This is a genomic window from Pseudomonas sp. (assembly GCF_046581935.1).
Lineage (GTDB): Bacteria > Pseudomonadota > Gammaproteobacteria > Pseudomonadales > Pseudomonadaceae > Aquipseudomonas.
On record NZ_JAYGFK010000016.1, the window covers coordinates 120,108 to 141,265 of the forward strand.

The following is a 21,158-nucleotide window of genomic DNA, read 5'->3' on the forward strand; positions in this document are numbered from 1 at the left end:
GCGCCACTTTTCTGGAGCCCCCTGTAATGACCCTGATGACCTTTGTTTACCTGATCGCCGGCCTGGTGCTGCTGGTGGCCGGTGCTGAAGTATTGGTGCGCGGCGCCGCCAAACTGGCCGCACAGTTCGGCATTCCACCGCTAATCATCGGCCTGACCGTCGTGGCCTTTGGCACCAGCGCGCCAGAAACCGCAGTCAGCGTGCAGGCGGCCTTCAATGGCAGCGGCGACCTAGCGATTGGCAACGTAATCGGCAGCAACATCGCCAACGTCCTGTTGATTCTCGGCATGACAGCGCTGTTTGCGCCCCTGATCGTCTCGCGCCAACTGATCCGCCTCGATGTGCCGATCATGATCGGCGCCAGCCTGGTGGTGTATGCCCTGGCCTGGGACGGCAGCCTTAGCCGCCTCGACGGTGCCCTGCTGTTTGCCGGGGTGGTTAGCTATACCGGCTTCCTGATCATCAGCTCGCGGCGCAGCAAAAGCCCAAGCGAAGATGACGAATTCGCCGAAGAGTTCGGCCTTAATGAGCCGGCAAAACCTTATGCATGGGCCATCAACCTAGGCCTGATCATCGCCGGCCTGGTGCTACTGGTCAGCGGCTCTAACTTCCTGGTCGAAGGAGCCGTCACGCTGGCGCGCGCCTTGGGTATCTCGGAACTGGTAATCGGCCTGACCGTGGTGGCCATCGGCACGTCACTACCAGAGCTGGCAACCTCGATCACGGCCGCCCTCAAGGGTGAGCGAGATATCGCCGTGGGCAACATCGTCGGCAGCAATATTTTCAACCTACTCTGCGTACTGGGCCTGGCCTCGCTGGTCTCACCACAGGCCATCAGCGTAGCCGCCAGCGCCCTGGCCTTCGACTTCCCGGTCATGATCGCCGTGGCCGTCGCCTGCCTGCCGATCTTCTTCAGTGGTTATCGCATCAACCGCTGGGAGGGCTTGCTGTTTCTCGCCTATTACGCGGCCTATACGGTTTATCTAGTGATGTCGTCTACCGGCCAGCCCTTCGCTGAACTATTCGGCCACGCCATGCTTGGTTACGCCCTACCGCTAACCGCCGTGACATTGCTGGTCATCGCTGGCCGCGCCTGGAAAAAACAGCACAAGGAGGCAATCTAAACCATGAGCGACAATCACCAGCAAGGCCTCAAAACGCGCCGAGAAGTCATGGGCGACGTCTTTGTCGACCGCGCCTTGGGCAACGCGACTGAGTTCAGCCAACCACTGCAGGATTTCGTCAACGAACACGCCTGGGGCGGGGTGTGGACCCGTGAAGGACTGGATCGCAAGACCCGCAGCCTGATTACCCTGTCCGCACTAACCGCACTGAAATGCCCACAAGAACTTAAGGGCCATGTACGTGGCGCGTTAAACAACGGCTGCAGCGTTGCAGAAATTCGCGAGACGCTGCTGCATTGCGCGGTGTATGCAGGCGTACCGGCGGCTATAGATGCCTTTCGCGCGGCACAGGAAGTGCTCGACGATTTTCAGCAGACTTGATACGACAAAACCAAAGCGCGCTCGCTAAATCCAGCCGCCCCACTGCAACAGCAGCAGCCCGAGGTTAGTGGTGACCACGGCCGCCAACGTGGTGATGACGATGATCGCCGCCGCGAGCTCGTGATTGGCACCTACTGCGCGGGCCATGACGAAGCTGGCCGCCGCTGTGGGACTGGCGAAATAAAGAAAAAGAATCGCCAGATCCGCCTCACGAAAGCCATACAACCAGGCGCCGAAGGTGGCCAGCAAAGGCAACCAGACCATCTTCATCAAGCTTGCGCTAATCGCCGTACCACTGCCTTGGCGTAGCGAGGCCAAACTGAGGGTGCCACCGATGCAGATCAGCGCTAGCGGTAGCGTCATCTGCGCAAAATACTCAGCCGAGATAAGCAACCAGGCGGGTAACGGAATCCGCCAGTAGGCGAAGGGAATCGCTAGCAGCACACCGATGATCAGCGGATTGACCAGGATGCTTTTGCCGATGGCCAGCGGACCGGTTTTGGCACCAGGGCTGTAGATGGCCAGCACGATAGCCGACAGCACGTTGTAGCAGAGGATCACCACACCGCCGAGCACCGCCCCCAAGGAGAGACCGTAGTCGCCATACAGACTGGTGGCCAGCGCCAGACCAATAATGCCGTTGTTACCGCGAAAGGCGCCCTGGGTATAGATGCCGCGATCCTCGCGAGGGATACGCCAGATTGCCCAGGCCCAGGCAAGGGCGAAGCAAAGCAGAGTGGCAATAACAAAAAATACTAGCAGCGCCGGCTGCAACGCCGCACTCAGGTCAGCCTTGACGATGCCAAGAAATAACAAAGTCGGCATGGTGCCGCGAAAGACCAGGCTTGAGGCGGTATTGATAAAAGCCGTATCAATCCAGTGCAGGCGTTTGAGGCCCACGCCAAGAAATAGCATGGCGAATACCGGCGCAGTAATCGCAAGGGTCTGCTGGATGACGGCAAGCATGGAAACACCAGAGGGGTTGTCTGACGAAATATGTTAGCTTGCTAAGCATAACCTTACTACCGTCGTGCGCATGTGCACGCTGCGCTCTTCAGCGGCGTACTGGGCGTTTTTGCAATTTGCGCTGCAAGGTCCGCCGGTGCATGCCCAAGGCACGCGCGGTAGCCGAAATATTGCCTTCATGCTCACTCAGCACGCGCTGAATATGCTCCCACTGCAGGCGATCAACCGACATTGGGTTATCCGGCACCAGGGTGTCCAGATCGGCATGCTGGGTGAGTAGCGCAGCCAGCACGTCATCGGCATCGGCCGGCTTGCACAGGTAGTTGCACGCACCGCGCTTAATCGCCTCAACCGCCGTGGCAATGCTCGAATAGCCGGTCAGGATCACCACGCGCATCTCGGCGTCCAGCTCCAGTAGCTTGGGCAGCAGCACCAGGCCGGAGTCGCCCGCCATCTTCAGGTCAACCACGGCGTAATCCGGCAAGTCCTGCTCGGCCAAGGCCAGCCCTTCCTCGGCGGAGCATGCGGTGGAAACCCGCAGACCACGGCGACTCATGGCACGCGCCATAACACGGGTAAATGTGGGGTCATCATCGACCAGCAAGAGGTGAGGTTGTTCTTCACCTTCGAAAAGCACTTCGTCGCTCATTCGGGTACGTCCTTAGCTTCGGCCATAGGCGCGCGGCAATTTCAGCTCGGTGAGCGTGCCGCCTTCTTCATGGTTATACAGTTTAACCGTGCCACCGGCACGGGTGACGCTGGCTTGGCTGAGGAACAAGCCCAGACCAAAGCCCTTTCCCTTCGTGGTGAAAAACGGCCGCCCCAGCTGTTCAGCAATTGCCAACGGTACGCCAGCACCGAAGTCGCGAATACTCAGGCGTAACCACTGATGATCCCAATCCAGGCGAATATCGAGCTTGTCCGGGCAGGCATCAGCCGCGTTGTTCAGCAGATTGAGCAAGGCCTGGGTCAGATCAGCCGGCGGCATCATGCGCGGCGGCGTACCACGCCCCAAACACTGATAGCGATAACTGGCTTCCGGGCGCATCAGGTGCCAGCGATTGAGGGTGGTTTCCAGCCACTCCACCGAGGACAGCTCGACCACCGCCTGACGCCGGTCAGCCTCGGCGGCGCGTACCAGATGTTGCAAGGTTTCTTTGCACAGTTTGACCTGCTCTTGCAGGACCGCCAGATCCTCTTGCAAAGTCGGCTCCTGGTGTTCGCGGCGCAGTTCTTTAATCAACACACTCATGGTCGCCAACGGCGTGCCCAACTCATGCGCCGCACCGGCAGCCTGGGTGGCAACCGCCAACAACTGCTGGTCGCGCAGTCCCTCCTCGCGGCGCTCAGCACGCAGCTCTTCCTGGCGACGCAACTCTTCGGCCATTTTCGCCACGAAGAAGGTGATCAGCCCGGCAGCCAAGGCAAAGCTCAGCCACATGCCATAAATCAGCAGGCTTTCCCGGGAGCCCGTGGGCAGCTGCAACGGGTGCGACCAAACCAGCAGAAAGGTGTAACCGCCCAGCGCCAGGCCGGACAAGGTGATGGTGTAAAACCAGGGCAAGGTCGCGGCAGCAACGGTCAGCGGTACCAAGTAATAGGAGACAAATGGATTGGCCGAGCCGCCCGAGTAATACAGCAGCAGGCTATGGATGATCAGGTCAAAACCCAATTGCACGGCATATTCCTGCTCGGTTACCGGCCATGGACCACGCAGGCGTAGCGCCGTAAGCAGGCACAGCACCAAGGCGACACCAAGGGTGATGCTCAGTTGCAACCATGGCAGCGGCAAGGCACCGGACTTGTACGCCAGCCCCACGGAACCGGCCTGCGCCGCCAGCACCAGAATGCGGATCAGGGTCAGTCGCCAGAGGTTTTGCCGGCTCGCCGACAGTAGCTGCACACGTGCGAGCATAGAATCTCCAAGGTACGCAAAGATGCCCATTGCATGAGCGGCAGGAGTATAACCAAGCCTCCGTGCGCCAAACTGCGGCAACACGCCGCAGCGCTAGGGTCTATTGCCGTTTCACTCGCGGCGACGCCGGAGCCACTTTGAAAAAAGTGGAACCCGGTTTAACCCGATTAGTCAGATAGCTACGTCTACCCCCTGGAAAGCCGCGCATAAGTCATGCGCCCATCACCTAAAGGAATCGTCATGCTGCCATTGTCACGTTTCGCCACCGTCATGCTCTTGAGCGCCACCACCCTATTGAGCGCCACGGCTATGGCCGAAGATGCGCACTACAACCAGGTCGCGTTGCGTGCTGAGGTCAATCAGGAAATCGCCCACGACCTGATGCACGTCACCCTCTACAGCGAAGCCCAGGACAGCGATCCAGCAGCCCTGGCCGCGCAAATCAGCAAAACCCTCAACGCCAGCATTGCCCAGGCGCGCCAGGTAAAGGGCGTCAGCGTTGCCTCCGGCAGCCGTAACAGCTACCCCGTTTACGATGACCAAGGTCAGAAAATTACCGCCTGGCGCGAGCGCGCGGAACTGCGCCTGGAAAGTGCCGACTTCAGCGCACTGTCCAAACTCACTGGCGAGATGCTGCAAACCCTGAAGATGGGCGGCATGAACTTCAGCATTGCCGACAGCACCCGCAAAACCCATGAAGATGCCCTGCTCAAAGATGCCGTCGCGGCGTTCAAAGCGCGCGCCCAACTTACAACTGAAGCGCTTGGCGGCAGCGGCTATAAATTGGTCAGCCTGAGCTTGAACACTGGCGGCTTCCAGTCGCCGATGCCAATGCGCATGCAGGCCATGAAAGGCGCAGAAATGATGGATGCAGCGGTCACCCCGGAGTTTGGTGCCGGCACCAGCCAAGTCAGCATCAATGCTGATGGCGTGATTGAAGTGCTGATGCCCTAAGCAGCAATGCAAAGCCGGCGACGTTAAAAACCGGCCTTCGCCGGTTTAACTCGGCGCAGGCTGTTACTTATGTAACGCCTTGCACGGCTCTCGCCCGCAAGACGCTGTGCGAGCCCCAAAAGAGCACCATCTGTTACGCACAGAAGCAACGCCGTTATCCGACGATAGCGGCGTTTTGCTATCTATTCAGCGCATAGTTATAGATATGCGACAGCAACATCTCGCTCGACCGTCATTCCTGTTCTCAATGCGACATGTCGCCTGCCTACGGCATAAGCCCTGCATAGGTTCGCCCAAGGCCTCCATAAGAGGCCCCTCAGGATCACAACCACAACAACCATGAGGTCACTATGCGTAAGAACGCCGTTATCCAGGCTCTACTCGCCGCAGGGCTGATCGCCAGCACACCGTTGGCCAGCGCGGCCGGCAATTTGGTGTTTTGCTCAGAGGGCAGCCCAGCGGGGTTCGACCCAGGTTTGTACACCACCGGCACCGACTTCGATGCCGCAGCGGAAACCGTGTTCAACCGCTTGAGCCAGTTCGAGCGTGGCGGCACCGCCGTGATTCCCGGCCTCGCCGAAAAGTGGGACATCAGCGAAGACGGCCTGAGCTACACCTTCCACCTGCGCCCAAAGGTGAAGTTCCATACCACCGAGTACTTCACGCCGAGCCGCGACTTCAACGCCGATGACGTGCTGTTCACCTTCCAGCGCATGCTCGACAAGGATCACCCGTTCCGCAAAGCCTACCCGTCGGAATTCCCCTACTTCACCGACATGGGCATGGACGCCAATATCGCCAAGATCGAAAAACTCGACGACATGACCGTCAAGTTCAGCCTCAACCAAGTCGATGCCGCCTTTATCCAGAACCTGGCGATGAGCTTTGCCTCGATCCAGTCCGCCGAATACGCCGACCAACTGCTCAAGACCGGTAAAGCGGCTGACATCAATCAGAAGCCGATTGGCACCGGGCCATTCGTGTTTAACCGCTACCAGAAAGATGCGGTGATCCGCTTCAAGGGCAACAAGCAATACTGGCAACCGGATGAGGTGAAAATCGACAACCTGATCTTCGCCATCAACACCGACGCCTCTGTGCGCATGCAAAAGCTCAAGGCCGGCGAATGCCAGGTCACCCTGTTCCCGCGTCCGGCGGATCTAGAATCGCTGCAGCAAGACCCGAACCTGATCATGCCGGAACAGGCGGGGTTCAACGTCGGCTATATCGCCTATAACGTCACCCACCCGCCGTTCGACAAGCTGGAAGTACGCCAGGCGCTGGACATGGCGGTGAACAAGCAAGGGATCATCGACGCGGTTTACCAAAAGGCCGGGCAGCTTGCGGTCAACGGCATGCCGCCAACCCAGTGGTCCTACAACGACAGCATAAAAGACCCCGCCTACGACCCGGAAAAAGCCAAGGCGCTGCTCAAGGCCGCAGGGGTCAAGGAAGGCACAGAAATCACCCTATGGGCCATGCCCGTGCAGCGCCCCTATAACCCCAACGCCAAGCTGATGGCCGAGATGCTGCAAAGCGACTGGGCCAAGATCGGCATCAAGGCCAAAATCGTCAGCTACGAATGGGGCGAATACCTCAAACGCGCCAAGGCCGGCGAGCACGATGCGATGCTGATTGGCTGGAGTGGCGACAACGGCGACCCGGACAACTGGCTGGGCACTCTGTATGGCTGCGACGCGGTAGATGGCAACAACTTCTCCAAATGGTGCGATGCCGACTACGACAAGCTGGTCAAGGCAGCCAAGCGAGTAACCGACACAGCCGAACGCACCGAGCTGTACAAGCAGGCCCAGGTGATCCTCAAGCGCGAAGTGCCGATCACCCCGATCGCCCACTCCACGGTCTATCAGCCCATGAGCAAAAAGGTTGAAGACTTCAAAATCAGCCCATTCGCGCTGAACTCGTTCTACGGTGTCGACGTCAAGTAACGGCAGCCCTCAATACCCTGGCGAGCGGTTTACCCAGCCGCTCGCCAGGGTACTGACCGAGAACCGCACGGATATCAACCGCTCAGCGGCTTAACCTATGCCGTGCGGCCATGCACCACTCACACCCAGCGAACAGCTGCTGAGGTAGCCATTGCACACCCCCCAACAACAGCATCTAGCCATGCAGCCTGATGCACGCTTACTTCGATTGGAGCACTGACCCGCATGCTGGCTTTTATTGCACGCCGCTTGGCATTGCTGATTCCTACCTTCTTCGGCGTCACCCTGCTGACCTTCGCGCTGATCCGCATGATCCCCGGCGACCCGGTGGAAGTGATGATGGGCGAACGCCGGGTCGACCCGGAAATGCACGCCCAAGCCATGGAGCGCCTGGGCCTGAACAAACCACTGTATGCCCAGTATTTCGATTACATCGGCAAGCTGGCCCACGGTGACCTGGGTGAGTCGTTGCGCACCCGCACCAGCGTTTGGAGCGAGTTCACCACGTTGTTTCCCGCCACGCTGGAGCTGTCCCTCGCGGCCTTGCTGTTCGCCGGCAGCCTGGGCCTGATCGCCGGGGTGATTGCGGCGCTCAAGCGCGGCTCACTGCTCGACCACGGCATCATGGGCATCTCCCTCGCGGGCTACTCCATGCCGATTTTCTGGTGGGGGTTGCTGCTGATCATGTTTTTCTCGGTTTGGCTGGGCTGGACGCCGGTGTCCGGGCGCATCGACCTGTTCTACGACATCCCGCCGGTTACCGGCTTTATGCTGATCGACACCCTACTAAGCGACGAGCCGGGCTCATTCGTTGACGCCCTGCACCATCTGATCTTGCCAGCCATTGTCCTGGGCACCATTCCCCTGGCCGTTATCGCGCGCATGACCCGCTCGGCAATGCTCGAAGTGCTGCGCGAAGACTATGTGCGCACCGCCCGCGCCAAGGGCCTATCGCCCGCGCGGGTAGTTTTCGTGCATGGTTTGCGCAATGCGCTGATTCCGGTACTCACGGTGTTTGGCCTACAAGTCGGTGCACTACTGGCTGGCGCAGTGCTTACCGAAACCATCTTCTCCTGGCCGGGCATCGGCAAATGGCTGATCGAATCAATCGGCGCACGCGACTACCCGGTGGTGCAGAACGGCATCCTGCTGATCGCCTGCCTGGTCATCCTGGTCAACTTCGTCGTGGACATCCTCTATGGCCTGGCTAATCCACGTATTCGCCATCAGCGCTAAGGACAGTCTCATGCATAGCCGCATTGTTTCCGTAGGGTGGATGGCGCTTTATCCATCCACCATCGCTACACCCAAACGGTGGATGAAAAGAGCGTCATCCACCCTGCGCAGGCCCGTTCAGGAGGCTCGCCCATGACAACCACCACTATCGACCAGAGCCTGCTCTACCCCTCTCCGCTCAAGGAGTTCTGGCAGGCCTTCGCCCATAACAAAGGGGCGGTCGCCGGGTTGCTATTTATGATCGCGCTGGTGATCTGCGCGCTTTTTGCACCGTGGATTGCGCCGCACAACCCCAGCGAGCAATTTCGTGACTTTATGCTGACCCCGCCGGCCTGGCTGGAGGGCGGTCAATTGCAGTTCCTGCTGGGCACCGATGAAGTCGGTCGCGACCTGCTCTCGCGGCTAATCCACGGCGCGCGCCTGTCGTTGCTGATCGGCCTGGCTTCGGTGCTGATGTCACTGCTGCCCGGCATCCTTCTGGGGCTAGTCGCGGGTTTCTTTCCGCGCCTGCTCGGCCCGTCGATCATGCGCCTGATGGACATCATGCTGGCCCTGCCCTCGCTGCTGCTGGCGGTTGCAATCGTCGCCATCCTCGGCCCTGGCTTGATCAACACCATCTTTGCCATCGCCATCGTCTCGCTACCGTCTTACGTGCGCCTGACCCGCGCAGCGGTGATGGGCGAACTGAACCGCGACTACGTCACCGCCGCGCGCCTGGCGGGTGCCAGCTTGCCGCGGCTGATGTTTATCACTGTGCTACCCAACTGCATGGCGCCGCTGATCGTGCAGGCCACGTTGAGCTTTTCCTCGGCGATTCTCGATGCCGCAGCCCTGGGGTTTCTCGGCCTTGGCGTGCAACCGCCAACCCCTGAGTGGGGCACCATGCTGGCCTCGGCGCGCGACTACATCGAGCGCGCCTGGTGGGTGGTCAGCCTGCCCGGCCTGACCATTCTGCTCAGCGTGCTGGCAATCAATCTGATGGGCGACGGGCTGCGCGATGCACTCGACCCGAAACTCAAGAATGCGCAGTGAGGAACTTCGTGTGAGCCTACTCGACATCAAAAACCTCAGCGTGCGCTTCGGCGATAGCAAGGCCGTACCGGTGGTCGACGGCCTCGACCTGCGCGTCGAAAAGGGTGAAGTGCTAGCCATCGTTGGCGAGTCCGGCTCTGGCAAATCGGTGACCATGATGGCGCTGATGGGCCTGATCGACGCCCCGGGCATCGTCAGCGCAGACAATCTGCAGTTCGATGGTACCGACATGCTGCGGCTCAAGGGCCGGCAGCGACGAAGTATCGTAGGTAAAGACCTGTCGATGGTCTTCCAGGACCCGATGACCGCGCTTAACCCCAGCTTTACCGTGGGGTTTCAAATCGAAGAAGTGCTGCGCCAGCACCTAAACCTGAAAGGCCAAGCCGCTCGCCAGCGCGCGCTGCAACTGCTCGACCGAGTCGAAATACCTGCGGCCGCCAGTCGCCTAAATGCCTACCCGCACCAACTCTCCGGCGGCATGAGCCAACGGGTGGCGATCGCCATGGCCATCGCCGGCGAGCCCAAACTGCTGATCGCTGACGAACCCACCACAGCGCTGGATGTAACCATTCAGGCGCAGATCATGGACCTGCTGGTCAACCTGCAACGCGAACAGAATATGGGCCTGGTACTGATCACCCACGACCTCGCCGTGGTCGCCGAAACCGCACAGCGAGTCTGCGTGATGTATGCCGGCCAAGCGGTGGAAATCGGTAGCGTGCCGCAGCTGTTCGACACACCAACCCATCCTTACACCGAGGCACTGCTCAAGGCGATTCCCGAGCACAGCCAGGGTCAACGTCGCCTATCGACCTTGCCCGGCATCGTCCCGGGGCGCTACGACCGCCCCGCTGGCTGCCTGCTTTCACCGCGCTGCCCCCACGCCCAGCCAGATTGTCACAGCCAGCGGCCAAGCCTGGACGCCCACGCACGCGGCGCCGCACGCTGCTTCTATCCGCTCAATCTGACTGCGGAGGTGGCCTGATGAGCGCCGTCCTGACTGCCCGAGACCTTACCCGCCACTACGAAATATCCCGCGGCTTTTTCCAGCCAAACGCCCTGGTACAGGCGCTGAATGGCGTGTCCTTCGAGCTGCAGGCAGGCAAAACATTGGCCGTGGTCGGCGAATCCGGCTGCGGCAAATCCACCCTGGCTCGCGCGTTGACGCTGATTGAAGAGCCCAGCTCCGGCAGCCTGCAGATCGCCGGACAAGAGGTCAGCGGCGCCAACAAGGCACAGCGCAAGCAGCTGCGCCGTGACGTGCAGATGATTTTCCAGAACCCCTACGCCTCACTCAACCCGCGGCAAAAGATCGGCGATCAGCTCGGCGAACCGCTGCTGATCAATACCCCGCTGTCGAGCGTGGAGCGCCGGGAAAAGGTGCAAGCGATGATGCAGCAGGTCGGCCTGCGCCCCGAGCACTACCAGCGCTATCCGCATATGTTCTCCGGCGGCCAGCGCCAGCGCATAGCCCTGGCGCGAGCGATGATGCTGCAGCCCAAAGTATTGGTGGCGGATGAGCCAACGTCAGCGCTGGACGTGTCGATCCAGGCCCAAGTGCTCAACCTGTTTATGGACCTGCAGGAGCAATTCAACACCGCTTACGTGTTTATTTCGCACAACCTTTCGGTGGTACGCCATGTTGCCGACGATGTGCTGGTCATGTACCTCGGCCGCCCGGTGGAGATGGGTCCTAGCGAGCAGATCTACCAGCGCCCACTGCACCCTTACACACAGGCGCTGCTGTCGGCGACGCCGACCATCCATCCCGACCCCAGCAAACCGAAGATCAAGATCAGTGGCGAGCTGCCCAACCCACTCTCACTGCCCAGCGGCTGCGCCTTCCATCAACGCTGCCCACACGCCAACGAGCGTTGCCAGAGCGAGCAGCCCGCCCTGCGCCTTCTGGATGCGCGGCAAGTGGCTTGCCACCATGCAGAGTTGATCAATAGCTAGGATGCAAAACGGGGCTTATTGCGACTCAGCGGAGCCCCGATAAAACAGGCGATATGCCAGCAAGCCAATGGCCTCATTGAGCAATAAACCGCTCTGCCAGACGGCCTTACTTTCCGGCAACCAGCCGCCTGCTGGGCGGCCATTGGGCGTACCCAGAAAGCCCATCGGCGCGCTGATCACCTGCAAACCCGCCTGCTCAAAACTCCAGCGCGACCGGGGCATATGCCAGGCCTGGGTGACTAACACCACACGGCTAATGCCGGCCTTTTTCAGCAGCTCAGCGGTGTAGATCGCATTCTCCCAGGTGGTGCGACTCTCGCCCTCCTGCCAACGCACCGGCAAAGCATAATCACGCTGCAGCACCTCAGCCATCAACGCCGCTTCGCTGGGTGGCACGCCGTAGTGCAGCCCTCCGGTGGTCAGCAGCGGCAAACCTGACGCCTTGGCCAAGCGTGCGGCGTAACGCACCCGCTCCAGCGCCAGCAGGCTAGGTTGATCCGCCCCCCAGCCCGGGTCAGCCTGCTCACGCCCACCACCCAAGATCACAATCACATCAGCTTGCCGAGCCAAATCAGCCCATTGCGGCTCATTCAATGCACGCTCGGTTTCCAGCATTCGCGCCGAATACTCGACCACCACAGGTAGGCTGAACAGCCACATGCCGCCTAAGCCGGCAACGAAGCAAGCTGCAGCCAAGCGCGGAAAACACCGACGCAGCCACCAAGCGGCCAACAGCAAAAGCAGAAACAGACCCGGCGGGAGAAAAACCTGTTTGAGGATGTAGCGAATCGGCATGGCGCACCTCCAGTGGTGCGCGCAAGCCTAACGATGATTACTCGCCCGAAACAACTGCGAACCGCACGCCTTGCAAGCCTGTACACCACTACCGGAATGCCAGCCCGCTGGCGTAGCGCAAAGCGCGCAGTGCAACTGTAAGCGGCGCTTGAGCAAAGGCTTGCTCTTACCTGGCAACACGGCACTTATCTTGCTCGCGCTACGCAAGCCCTTACGCGCGCTGGGTAAGTGCTCGATCTGCGCCATTTCTTGGGCCGCCGCATGCCAGCCGCGCAGCCAGCTCAGGTCACGATCAAGGTATGCGCGGATCAACTCCATTTCCGCCGCAGTCAAACCACGCAACTCCAAATCCCGAGACGGCTGTGCAGACAGCCCACTCAAGCTGTCCGCCTCATCCAAGGCCATAGCAAGACGTTGCAGCAAACGCTCATAGAGACCACCAGCAGGAGCACTGCGCCTTAACTCTGCCATTTATCACCTCATACTGGAGTACCTATGCGCCCCATAGTGCAAGCTTAGCGCTCACCCCTTAATCAACAGCCCGTTGCGACAAACGGCGAAGCCCGCCAGTCATAAGATGGGGCCAGCGTAATCAAGGTTTCCCTGAATAAGCGGGGCTCATGTATGCTACGGCGTTTCCCGCAAGCCCTTATTCCAAGCGCCGGTAGCCATGCAAGAACAGTATTCGCCCCGTGAAATCGAAGCCGCCGCGCAGTCCCATTGGGATGCGCAGAAATCCTTTGTAGTGAGTGAGCAACCAGGCAAGGAGACCTTCTACTGCCTGTCGATGTTCCCCTACCCGAGCGGCAAGCTGCACATGGGCCATGTGCGCAACTACACCATCGGTGACGTGATCGCGCGCTACCAACGCATGCAAGGCAAAAACGTCCTGCAGCCAATGGGCTGGGACGCTTTCGGCATGCCGGCGGAAAACGCCGCGATGAAGAACAACGTCGCACCGGCCAAGTGGACTTACGAAAACATCGCCTACATGAAGACCCAGCTCAAATCGCTGGGCTTGGCTGTGGACTGGACCCGTGAAGTCACCACCTGCAAACCGGACTACTACCGTTGGGAGCAGTGGCTGTTCACTCGCCTGTTCGAAAAAGGCGTGATTTACCGCAAGAATGGCTCGGTCAACTGGGACCCCGTAGACCAGACCGTACTGGCTAACGAACAAGTAATCGACGGTCGCGGCTGGCGCTCGGGCGCAGTGATTGAGAAGCGTGAAATCCCCATGTACTACTTCAAGATCACCGCCTATGCGGATGAACTCTTGAGTAGCCTGGACGAACTGGATGGCTGGCCGGAACAGGTCAAGACCATGCAGCGCAACTGGATCGGCAAAAGCTTTGGTGCCGACGTGGTGTTTGACTATGACCTCAGCAGCGTCGGCATCGACGGCCAACTGAAGGTCTACACCACCCGCCCCGACACCTTGATGGGGGCCACCTACGTCGCCGTTGCCGCAGAACATCCGCTGGCCCAGCGCGCCGCCGCAAGCGACCCGGCCATCGCCGCGTTTATTGCTGAATGCAAAGCCGGCTCCGTGGCCGAGGCCGACATGGCCACCATGGAGAAAAAAGGCGTAGCGACCGGCCAGTTCGTTATCCATCCGCTTACTGGCGACAAGCTGCCGGTATTCGTCGCCAACTATGTGCTCTGGGGCTACGGCGAAGGCGCGGTCATGGCCGTACCGGCACATGACGAGCGTGACTTTGAATTTGCCAATAAGTACAGCCTGCCAATTACCCAGGTGTACGCAGCCGAAGGTCAGACGTTCAACGCCACTGAATGGCAAGCCTGGTATGGCGAAAAGAGCGGCCTGAGCACCCTCAACTCCGGCAAGTACGACAATCTCGACTTCACCGCCGCCTTCGACGCCATCGTCGCCGACCTGGAAGCAAACGCCCATGGCGCGCGCAAGACCCAGTTCCGCCTGCGCGACTGGGGTATCAGTCGCCAGCGCTACTGGGGCTGCCCGATCCCGATTATTCACTGCGACACCTGCGGCGACGTACCCGTACCGGAAGACCAGCTACCAGTCGTTCTGCCAGAGGATGTCGTGCCCGACGGCGCAGGCTCGCCCCTGGCGCGCATGCCTGAATTCTATGAATGCACCTGCCCGAAATGTGGCGCAGCCGCCAAACGCGAAACCGACACCATGGACACCTTCGTCGAATCGTCCTGGTACTACGCTCGTTATGCTTCGCCGCACTACACCGGCGGCATGGTCGACCCTGAAACGGCCAACCACTGGTTGCCGGTGGACCAGTACATTGGCGGGATTGAACACGCCATCCTGCACCTGCTGTATGCGCGCTTCTTCCACAAGCTGATGCGCGACGAAGGCCTGGTGTCGTCCAATGAGCCGTTCAAGAAGCTGCTTACTCAGGGCATGGTGGTCGCTGAAACCTACTACCGCACGCTGGATAACGGCGGCAAAGACTGGTTCAACCCAGCCGATGTTGAACTTGAGCGCGACGGCAAAGCCAAGGTCATCAGCGCCAAGCTGAAATCTGACGGCCTGCCGGTGGAAATCGGCGGCACCGAGAAGATGTCCAAATCGAAGAACAACGGCGTCGACCCACAGTCGATGATCGATCAGTTCGGGGCCGACACCTGCCGCCTATTTATGATGTTCGCTTCGCCGCCGGACATGAGCTGCGAATGGTCTGATTCCGGCGTTGAAGGCGCCAACCGCTTCCTGCGCCGCGTCTGGCGCTTGGCACAAAGCCATGTCAACCAAGGCACAACCAATGCGCTCGACCTCGCCAGCCTGACTGACGAGCAGAAAGCCATACGCCGCGCGACACACCTGGCGATCAAACAATCGAGCATCGATATTGGCCAGCACCACAAATTCAACACCGCCATTGCCCAAGTGATGACGCTGATGAACGTACTGGAAAAAGCGCCGCAAGCCACTGGCCAAGACCGCGCTCTGCTACAAGAAGGCCTGGAAGCTGTGGCCTTGTTGCTGGCACCGATAACTCCGCACATCAGCCACCAACTGTGGCAAGAGCTGGGCCACGACGACGCGATCATTGACGCCTCCTGGCCACAAGTGGATGAAACCGCCCTTGTACAGGACAGCCTAACCCTGGCGATCCAGGTCAATGGCAAACTGCGCAGCCAGATCGAAGTGCCGGCCTCGGCCTCGCGCGAGGAAATCGAGAACAGCGCCCGCAACAACGAAAACGTCCTGCGCTTCACGGAAGGCCTAAGCATCCGCAAGGTCATCGTGGTGCCGGGCAAACTGGTCAACATTGTTGCCAACTGAACAGTCGCCAACTGATAACGCTCGGCGCAGCCACAGAGTGGCACGCCGCAAGATACGCCAAGGGGATAAAAGATGATCAAACGGAATCTGCTGGTAATTGGCCTAGCAACCCTGCTCAGCGCATGCGGCTTTCAGTTGCGCGGCACTGGCGATGTACAGTTCGCCCTCAAAGAGCTCGACGTCAGCGCACGCGACGCTTATGGCGACACCGTCAAGCTAGTCCGCAAAGTGCTGCAAAATAACGACGTTCACGTTTACTCTGGCGCGCCTTATCGCCTGGTGCTGAGCCGCGAACAGGAAAATCGTCGCTCCGCCAGCTATACCAGCGCCGCCCGCACTGCCGAATATGAACTGACCAAAACTCTCGAATATGAAATCCGTGGCAGCAAAAACATCCTGCTAATGAGTGACAAACTGGAAGTCCAGAGCTATTACAGCCAGGACAATAACAACCTGATTGGTGGCGATCAGGAAGCCGCGCAGATCCGCAAAGAAATGGACCGCGAACTAATCCAGCAACTGGTATTGCGCCTCCAGCAAGTCAGCCCTGACCAGCTTGACCAACTTCAGCAAACGGCAGAAGCCAAAGCCAAAGCTGAAGCCGACGCACTTGAGGCCGCTCGCCAACAACAGGCAGCGCAACCACAGCAGTCGCCGATCCAGCTACCAATCCCCGCCCAGTAAGCTCGCCGGGCCGCGCAAGCGGCCCCGCCTGGCACCGCAATGAAACTCAATCCCGCCCAGCTCAGCAAACACCTGCAAGGCAGCTTAAGTCCGGTCTACGTGGTCAGTGGCGACGAGCCACTGCTCTGCCAGGAGGCCGCCGACGCCATTCGCGCCGCCACCCGCCAGCAAGGGTTTAGCGAACGCCAGGTGTTCAACGCCGACAATAACTTTGACTGGGGCAACCTACTACAGGCCGGAGCCAGCCTCTCGCTGTTTGCCGACAAGCGCCTGCTGGAACTGCGCATTCCAAGCGGCAAACTTAGCGACAAGGGCAGCGCTCTACTCGAGTATCTGGCTCGCCCAGCCGAAGACACAGTGCTCCTGATCAACCTGCCTAAGCTCGACGGCAGTGCGCAGAAGAGCAAGTGGGGCAAAGCCCTTGTCGACGGCGCACAAACGCAGTTCGTGCAGATTTGGCCGGTGGATGCTAACCAATTACCACAATGGATTCGCCAGCGCCTGGCGCAATCAGGCCTCAACGCCAGCGCCGAAGCAGTCGATATGATTGCCATACGTGTAGAAGGCAATCTGCTCGCCGCCGCCCAGGAAATCGAGAAACTCAAGCTGCTGGCTGAAGGCAATCAGATCGATGTAGACACCGTGCACGCCTCGGTTGCTGACAGCGCACGCTTTGATGTGTTCGGCCTGATCGATGCCGCACTGAATGGCGAGGCCGCGCACGCCCTACGCATGCTCGAAGGATTACGCGGCGAAGGCGTAGAGCCCCCGGTCATTCTTTGGGCGCTGGCGCGGGAAATCCGCTTACTGGCCACCATCGCTCAGCAATACGCCCAAGGCATACCCCTGGAAAAAGCCTTCAGCTCAGCTCGCCCTCCCGTCTGGGACAAACGGCGGCCGCTGGTCAGCAAGGCCCTGCAACGCTTGTCCGCCACACGCTGGGCCGCCTTGCTCCTTGATGCCCAACAGATCGACGCGCAGATCAAAGGCCAAGCATCCGGCGATCCCTGGCGCGGCCTGAGCATGCTGACCCTAAGTATCTGTGGCCAACGCCTGGGCCTCAGTAGCTAAGCGCTGGACATCGCAATCACAGCGGGTCATGCTTTGCCCGCCTGCGAGCTGCAGGCCACCTCAAGAGGCAAAGCCATGGCGAAGAAAACCAAGCACAGGCCGAACAAGGCCAAATCCCTAATTGCCCAGCCCCTGTTTCGCTCACGCCAGGAAAAACCCAGCAAAGGCAAAGGCAGCTACCGCCGCGGAGCCTCCCAGCAAAACTGGGAGGCTTCATACTTTCTGGCAGCCTGAAACGCCCGCTGCAGCCCATACGTAAGCATTCGTGCTAAGGTTACGGCCTGCGAAACGTGCCGAGACAACCATGCCTTACCTGCTGCTTCGTGGCCTTTCCCATAGCGCCACCGCCTGCTTCCTACTGCTTCTGACCGCCTGCGCAGAAGTACCTGCACAACCACTCAGCGCCGCACAGACGACAGCTACTGCCGCCAGCCCGACCGCTACAGAAGCAAACACCCCGACGCCACTGCTCAGCTTTGAAGAATGGCGCATGCTGTTACGTAGCGATGCAATTGCCGCAGGAATCGATGCAGACCTGTTCGACCGCACCTTCGCCGGGATCACCCTAGATCCAAATGTCATCAAAGCCGATAGCAGCCAGCCGGAATTTTCTCGCCCAGTCTGGGAGTACATCGACGGTGCAGTATCCGTATCCCGCGTGGCCCAGGGGCGCCTGCTCAAAGCCCAACATCGCCCAACCCTGAAAGCCATCCGTAGCGCCTACTCGGTTGACCATGAAGTGTTGATCGCCATTTGGGGCATGGAAAGCAATTACGGCAGCAATATTGGCAGCAATAATGTCATCCGTTCCCTAGCCACACTGGCCTACGATGGCCGCCGCCAGGTGTTCTGGCGCAGCCAACTGCTGGCCGCCCTGCAGATCCTCCAAGCCGGTGACGGTCCGAAGCAGGGCCTGCTCGGCTCATGGGCTGGGGCCATGGGGCAAACACAATTTATGCCGACCACGTTCAATCAACATGCCGTGGACTTTGATGGCGACGGCCACCGCGACCTGTGGTATTCAACGCCTGACGCCCTAGCCTCCGCCGCTCACTACCTGCATGCATCAGGTTGGGAAAATGGCCAACCGTGGGGCTTTGAAGTAGGCCTGCCGCAGGGCTTCGATTACGCTCAAGCAGACCCAGAAATACGTCGCAGCCTAGCGCAGTGGCGCGCACTCGGCGTCAAGCCACTGCGCACAGTCGATGCCAATGAGCAGAGCCAGGCCACGCTGTTCCTTCCGGCCGGCCATCGCGGCCCAGCCTTCCTGCTGCTGAACAACTTCCGCAGCATTCTTAAATACAACAATTCCACCGCCTACGCCCTGGCCATTGGCCTGCTGTCAGACGCGCTGGATGGCAATCCTGGTGTACAGGCAACCTGGCCACGCGATGATCGGCAGCTAGGTCGCAGCGAGCGTATTGAGTTGCAGGAACTGCTAACCAGCAAAGGCTACGAGCCCGGCGCAGCAGACGGCATTATCGGCGCCAACACGCGCAAAGCCGTTCGCGCCTTCCAACAAAGCTTAGGCCTGCCAGCAGATGGCTACCCAAGCCATGAGTTACTCCAGCAGCTTAAATAGCCGCAAACACAGCAGCGTTGTACCGTGCTGATGGCGTGTGCCGCACAACGCGCTACGGACTGAACAGTCAGCGCGTGTGATAAACTGCGCGGCGGCCACAAGCCGCCTCGTCCACGGAGCCCGATTGCCGATGTCCGATATCCCCTCGCCCCAAAACGTTGCCAGCGGCGACAAGTTCCGCACGCCTCAAGGCATCACCGCAATCAAGGACGGACAAAAGCGCCGCGCCTCAAGCGAACCCCAAGTATTCGAGCCCAAGCCTAAATGGCTGCGGGTCAAGGCTCCCGGCGGTAGCCGCTTCGAAGCGGTTAAGCGCAATGTCAGCGAACACCGCTTAAGCACCGTGTGCCAGGAATCCCACTGCCCAAACATGGGCGAATGCTGGTCCAACGGCACCGCCACGATCATGCTGATGGGCTCCGTATGCACCCGCGCCTGCCGTTTTTGCGCGGTGGATACCGGCAATCCTAACGGCTGGCTGGACTTGGAAGAGCCGCAGAACACCGCCAAATCGGTCGAGCTGATGGCGCTGCGCTATATCGTGCTGACCTCGGTGGATCGTGACGACCTCGACGACGGCGGCGCGGCGCACTACGCCGCCTGCGTACGCGCGATCAAGGAACGCACCCCACAGGTGGTGGTAGAAGCCCTGACACCGGACTTCGACGGCGACCTGCAAGCGATCGAACGTGTTGCCGACTCCGGCCTTGAGGTGTTTGCGCAGAACGTCGAAACGGTCAAACGCCTGACCCATGAAGTGCGCGACCCCCGTGCCGGCTACGAGAAAACCTTGCGCGTACTGGAGCACGCCAAACGTCACCGCCCGACCATGCTGACCAAGACCAGCCTGATGCTGGGCCTAGGCGAGACCGACGAAGAAATCATCGAGACCATGAATGATCTGCGCGCCATTGGCGTCGACATCCTCACCCTCGGTCAGTACCTGCAACCCACCCGCCACCACCTGAAGGTACAGCGCTGGGTCAGCCCGGAAGAATTCAATCGCTTCCGTGAAATCGGTCTGCAGAAGGGCTTTATGGAAGTCGCTGCCGGCCCACTGGTACGCTCCAGTTACCGTGCAGACAAGGTGTTCGAGAAGAACAACCTGGGTCTGGCCGCTCCAGTGCCAGTACCGGGCCAGCAGCTCGATAACAACCTGATTCCAACCCTTAATCTGAATTGATTACATGCCCTAGCCTACGCATCGCGCAGGCTAGGTTGTAGTCGAAGTATGGGGCTGGTTATACGGCGATTACACCTGGCAAGGTTTGCTGCTGCGCATAGTCGAGATGCTTGACCAACTGCTCACGTAACCGCGCACTAACCTCAGCTAGCGCGACCGGCTCGCCCAACTGATCAGCGAGCTGAGTCATCGCCATGCCCGCATAACCGCAAGGGTTGATGCGCCTAAAGGGCTGCAGATCCATATCCACGTTAAGCGCCAAGCCATGGAAGGAACGCCCGTTACGAATACGTAACCCGAGGGAAGCGATCTTTGCGCCATCCACGTACACCCCAGGCGCATCAGGCTTGGCAGCGGCACTAACCCCGTAGCTGGCCAACAACTCAATCAAGCTGCGCTCCATTCGGCTAACCAGCTCGCGCACACCGACACCACTACGGCGTACATCAAGCAGCAGATAAGCCACCAGTTGCCCAGGCCCGTGATAGGTCACCTGGCCACCGCGATCCACCTGCACCACCGGAATATCACCAGGAAACAGCACATGCTCAGCTTTGCCCGCCTGCCCCTGGGTAAATACCGGGGCATGTTCTAGCAGCCAGATTTCGTCAGGCGTAGTGGCATCACGCGCATCAGTGAAGCGCTGCATCGCATGCCAGGTAGGCTCGTAGTCAACCTGGCCCAGCTCACGAAAGCCGAGCGGCAAGCTCATCACAGCACCATGTGCACGATACCGGTCGCGCGTAGCGCGCTATTGATATCGCGCAACTGATCCTCTCCGGTAGCGATGATGTGCAGCTGCACAGTGGTGTACTTACCGTTACTGCTCTGGCGCTCAGCCAGCGTACTGAGATCGACCTCAGCATGCTTGCTAAGAACCTCGATCACTGTGCTTTTGTAATGCTCACCGCTATCACCGACCACCTTGATAGGGTAATCCGCGCAGGGAAATTCGATTGTGTGCGATTTAACGTCTGGTTGACTCATGGCAGTAACGGCCTCGTAAGCCGTGGCAGCAGCGCCCCTGCGGGTCGGCAGAGGCGAACT

At 59.8% G+C, this 21,158-nt stretch carries 21 protein-coding genes; 14 read left to right on the top strand and 7 right to left on the bottom strand.

Translation table 11 applies throughout. The features are described 5' to 3' along the window. Positions 1-26 precede the first annotated feature (26 nt). Positions 27-1,124, top strand: coding sequence for a calcium/sodium antiporter (locus VCA57_RS14560; protein WP_411185770.1), 1,098 nt, complete (start codon positions 27-29; stop codon positions 1,122-1,124). A gap of 3 nt (positions 1,125-1,127) precedes the next feature. Continuing rightward, a complete protein-coding gene (locus VCA57_RS14565; protein WP_411185772.1) occupies positions 1,128-1,505 on the top strand; it encodes a carboxymuconolactone decarboxylase family protein in 378 nt (125 codons plus the stop codon). Between the two features lie 24 nt (positions 1,506-1,529). On the opposite strand, the gene VCA57_RS14570 is transcribed toward VCA57_RS14565, so the two are convergent. From VCA57_RS14570 to VCA57_RS14580, 3 genes are all read right to left on the bottom strand, one after another. Continuing rightward, entirely contained in the window at positions 1,530-2,471 is a 942-nt protein-coding gene (locus VCA57_RS14570) for an AEC family transporter (protein ID WP_411185774.1), read from the bottom strand. An 88-nt stretch (positions 2,472-2,559) separates the two neighbouring features. After that, positions 2,560-3,120 (bottom strand): response regulator transcription factor, encoded by a 561-nt coding sequence (locus VCA57_RS14575; protein ID WP_411185775.1) that lies wholly within the window; start codon positions 3,118-3,120, stop codon positions 2,560-2,562. A gap of 12 nt (positions 3,121-3,132) precedes the next feature. Further along, positions 3,133-4,386, bottom strand: coding sequence for an ATP-binding protein (locus VCA57_RS14580; protein WP_411185776.1), 1,254 nt, complete (start codon positions 4,384-4,386; stop codon positions 3,133-3,135). Between the two features lie 240 nt (positions 4,387-4,626). Here VCA57_RS14580 and VCA57_RS14585 point away from each other — a divergent pair, with 240 nt between their 5' ends. The 6 genes from VCA57_RS14585 to VCA57_RS14610 all read left to right on the top strand — a co-directional run bounded on the left by VCA57_RS14585 (position 4,627) and on the right by VCA57_RS14610 (position 11,513). Further along, positions 4,627-5,340: an SIMPL domain-containing protein gene (locus tag VCA57_RS14585; protein ID WP_411185777.1), complete on the top strand. Its 714-nt coding sequence runs from the start codon at positions 4,627-4,629 to the stop codon at positions 5,338-5,340. Between the two features lie 350 nt (positions 5,341-5,690). Next, the gene (locus tag VCA57_RS14590; protein WP_411185778.1) at positions 5,691-7,289 is read left to right on the top strand and encodes an ABC transporter substrate-binding protein; all 1,599 of its coding nucleotides are present in this window, start codon (positions 5,691-5,693) and stop codon (positions 7,287-7,289) included. Positions 7,290-7,514: 225 nt separating this feature from the next. After that, positions 7,515-8,525 (top strand): ABC transporter permease subunit, encoded by a 1,011-nt coding sequence (locus VCA57_RS14595; RefSeq protein WP_411185779.1) that lies wholly within the window; start codon positions 7,515-7,517, stop codon positions 8,523-8,525. Between the two features lie 132 nt (positions 8,526-8,657). Continuing rightward, positions 8,658-9,557 carry an ABC transporter permease subunit gene (locus VCA57_RS14600; RefSeq protein ID WP_411185780.1) on the top strand — a complete coding sequence of 300 codons (900 nt, stop codon included), beginning with the start codon at positions 8,658-8,660 and terminating at the stop codon, positions 9,555-9,557. Between the two features lie 10 nt (positions 9,558-9,567). After that, complete coding sequence (locus tag VCA57_RS14605) at positions 9,568-10,542, top strand: ABC transporter ATP-binding protein (protein WP_411185781.1); 975 nt, start codon at positions 9,568-9,570, stop codon at positions 10,540-10,542. Next, positions 10,542-11,513 (top strand): peptide ABC transporter ATP-binding protein, encoded by a 972-nt coding sequence (locus tag VCA57_RS14610; protein ID WP_411185782.1) that lies wholly within the window; start codon positions 10,542-10,544, stop codon positions 11,511-11,513. The genes VCA57_RS14605 and VCA57_RS14610 overlap by 1 nt, the downstream gene beginning before the upstream one ends. A 15-nt stretch (positions 11,514-11,528) precedes the next feature. Here the strand turns inward: VCA57_RS14610 and VCA57_RS14615 are convergent, their stop codons facing one another. Both VCA57_RS14615 and VCA57_RS14620 read right to left on the bottom strand, forming a co-directional pair. Next, positions 11,529-12,308 carry a YdcF family protein gene (locus tag VCA57_RS14615; RefSeq protein WP_411185783.1) on the bottom strand — a complete coding sequence of 260 codons (780 nt, stop codon included), beginning with the start codon at positions 12,306-12,308 and terminating at the stop codon, positions 11,529-11,531. Positions 12,309-12,335: 27 nt separating this feature from the next. After that, complete coding sequence (locus tag VCA57_RS14620; protein ID WP_411185784.1) at positions 12,336-12,779, bottom strand: hypothetical protein; 444 nt, start codon at positions 12,777-12,779, stop codon at positions 12,336-12,338. A 199-nt stretch (positions 12,780-12,978) separates the two neighbouring features. Between VCA57_RS14620 and leuS the strand changes: the two genes are divergently transcribed. From leuS to lipA, 6 genes are all read left to right on the top strand, one after another. Next, positions 12,979-15,591 (top strand): leucine--tRNA ligase, encoded by a 2,613-nt coding sequence (gene leuS / locus VCA57_RS14625; protein WP_411185785.1) that lies wholly within the window; start codon positions 12,979-12,981, stop codon positions 15,589-15,591. A 72-nt stretch (positions 15,592-15,663) separates the two neighbouring features. Then, positions 15,664-16,275: an LPS assembly lipoprotein LptE gene (gene lptE, locus VCA57_RS14630; RefSeq protein ID WP_411185786.1), complete on the top strand. Its 612-nt coding sequence runs from the start codon at positions 15,664-15,666 to the stop codon at positions 16,273-16,275. 39 nt (positions 16,276-16,314) lie between these two features. Beyond that, on the top strand, positions 16,315-17,346 hold the full coding sequence (gene holA / locus VCA57_RS14635; protein WP_411185787.1) for a DNA polymerase III subunit delta: 1,032 nt from the start codon (positions 16,315-16,317) through the stop codon (positions 17,344-17,346). Positions 17,347-17,421: 75 nt separating this feature from the next. Beyond that, the gene (arfA, locus tag VCA57_RS14640) at positions 17,422-17,580 is read left to right on the top strand and encodes an alternative ribosome rescue factor ArfA (RefSeq protein WP_411185788.1); all 159 of its coding nucleotides are present in this window, start codon (positions 17,422-17,424) and stop codon (positions 17,578-17,580) included. Positions 17,581-17,650: 70 nt separating this feature from the next. After that, the gene (locus VCA57_RS14645) at positions 17,651-18,928 is read left to right on the top strand and encodes a lytic murein transglycosylase (protein ID WP_411185789.1); all 1,278 of its coding nucleotides are present in this window, start codon (positions 17,651-17,653) and stop codon (positions 18,926-18,928) included. Positions 18,929-19,058: 130 nt separating this feature from the next. Beyond that, positions 19,059-20,111 carry a lipoyl synthase gene (gene lipA, locus VCA57_RS14650; RefSeq protein WP_411185790.1) on the top strand — a complete coding sequence of 351 codons (1,053 nt, stop codon included), beginning with the start codon at positions 19,059-19,061 and terminating at the stop codon, positions 20,109-20,111. A gap of 58 nt (positions 20,112-20,169) precedes the next feature. Here lipA and lipB read toward each other — a convergent pair whose 3' ends face one another. Then, on the bottom strand, positions 20,170-20,823 hold the full coding sequence (gene lipB / locus VCA57_RS14655; protein WP_411185791.1) for a lipoyl(octanoyl) transferase LipB: 654 nt from the start codon (positions 20,821-20,823) through the stop codon (positions 20,170-20,172). Further along, entirely contained in the window at positions 20,823-21,098 is a 276-nt protein-coding gene (locus tag VCA57_RS14660) for a DUF493 domain-containing protein (protein ID WP_411185792.1), read from the bottom strand. Before VCA57_RS14660 ends, lipB begins: the two co-directional genes overlap by 1 nt. Between the last annotated feature and the right edge of the window lie 60 nt (positions 21,099-21,158).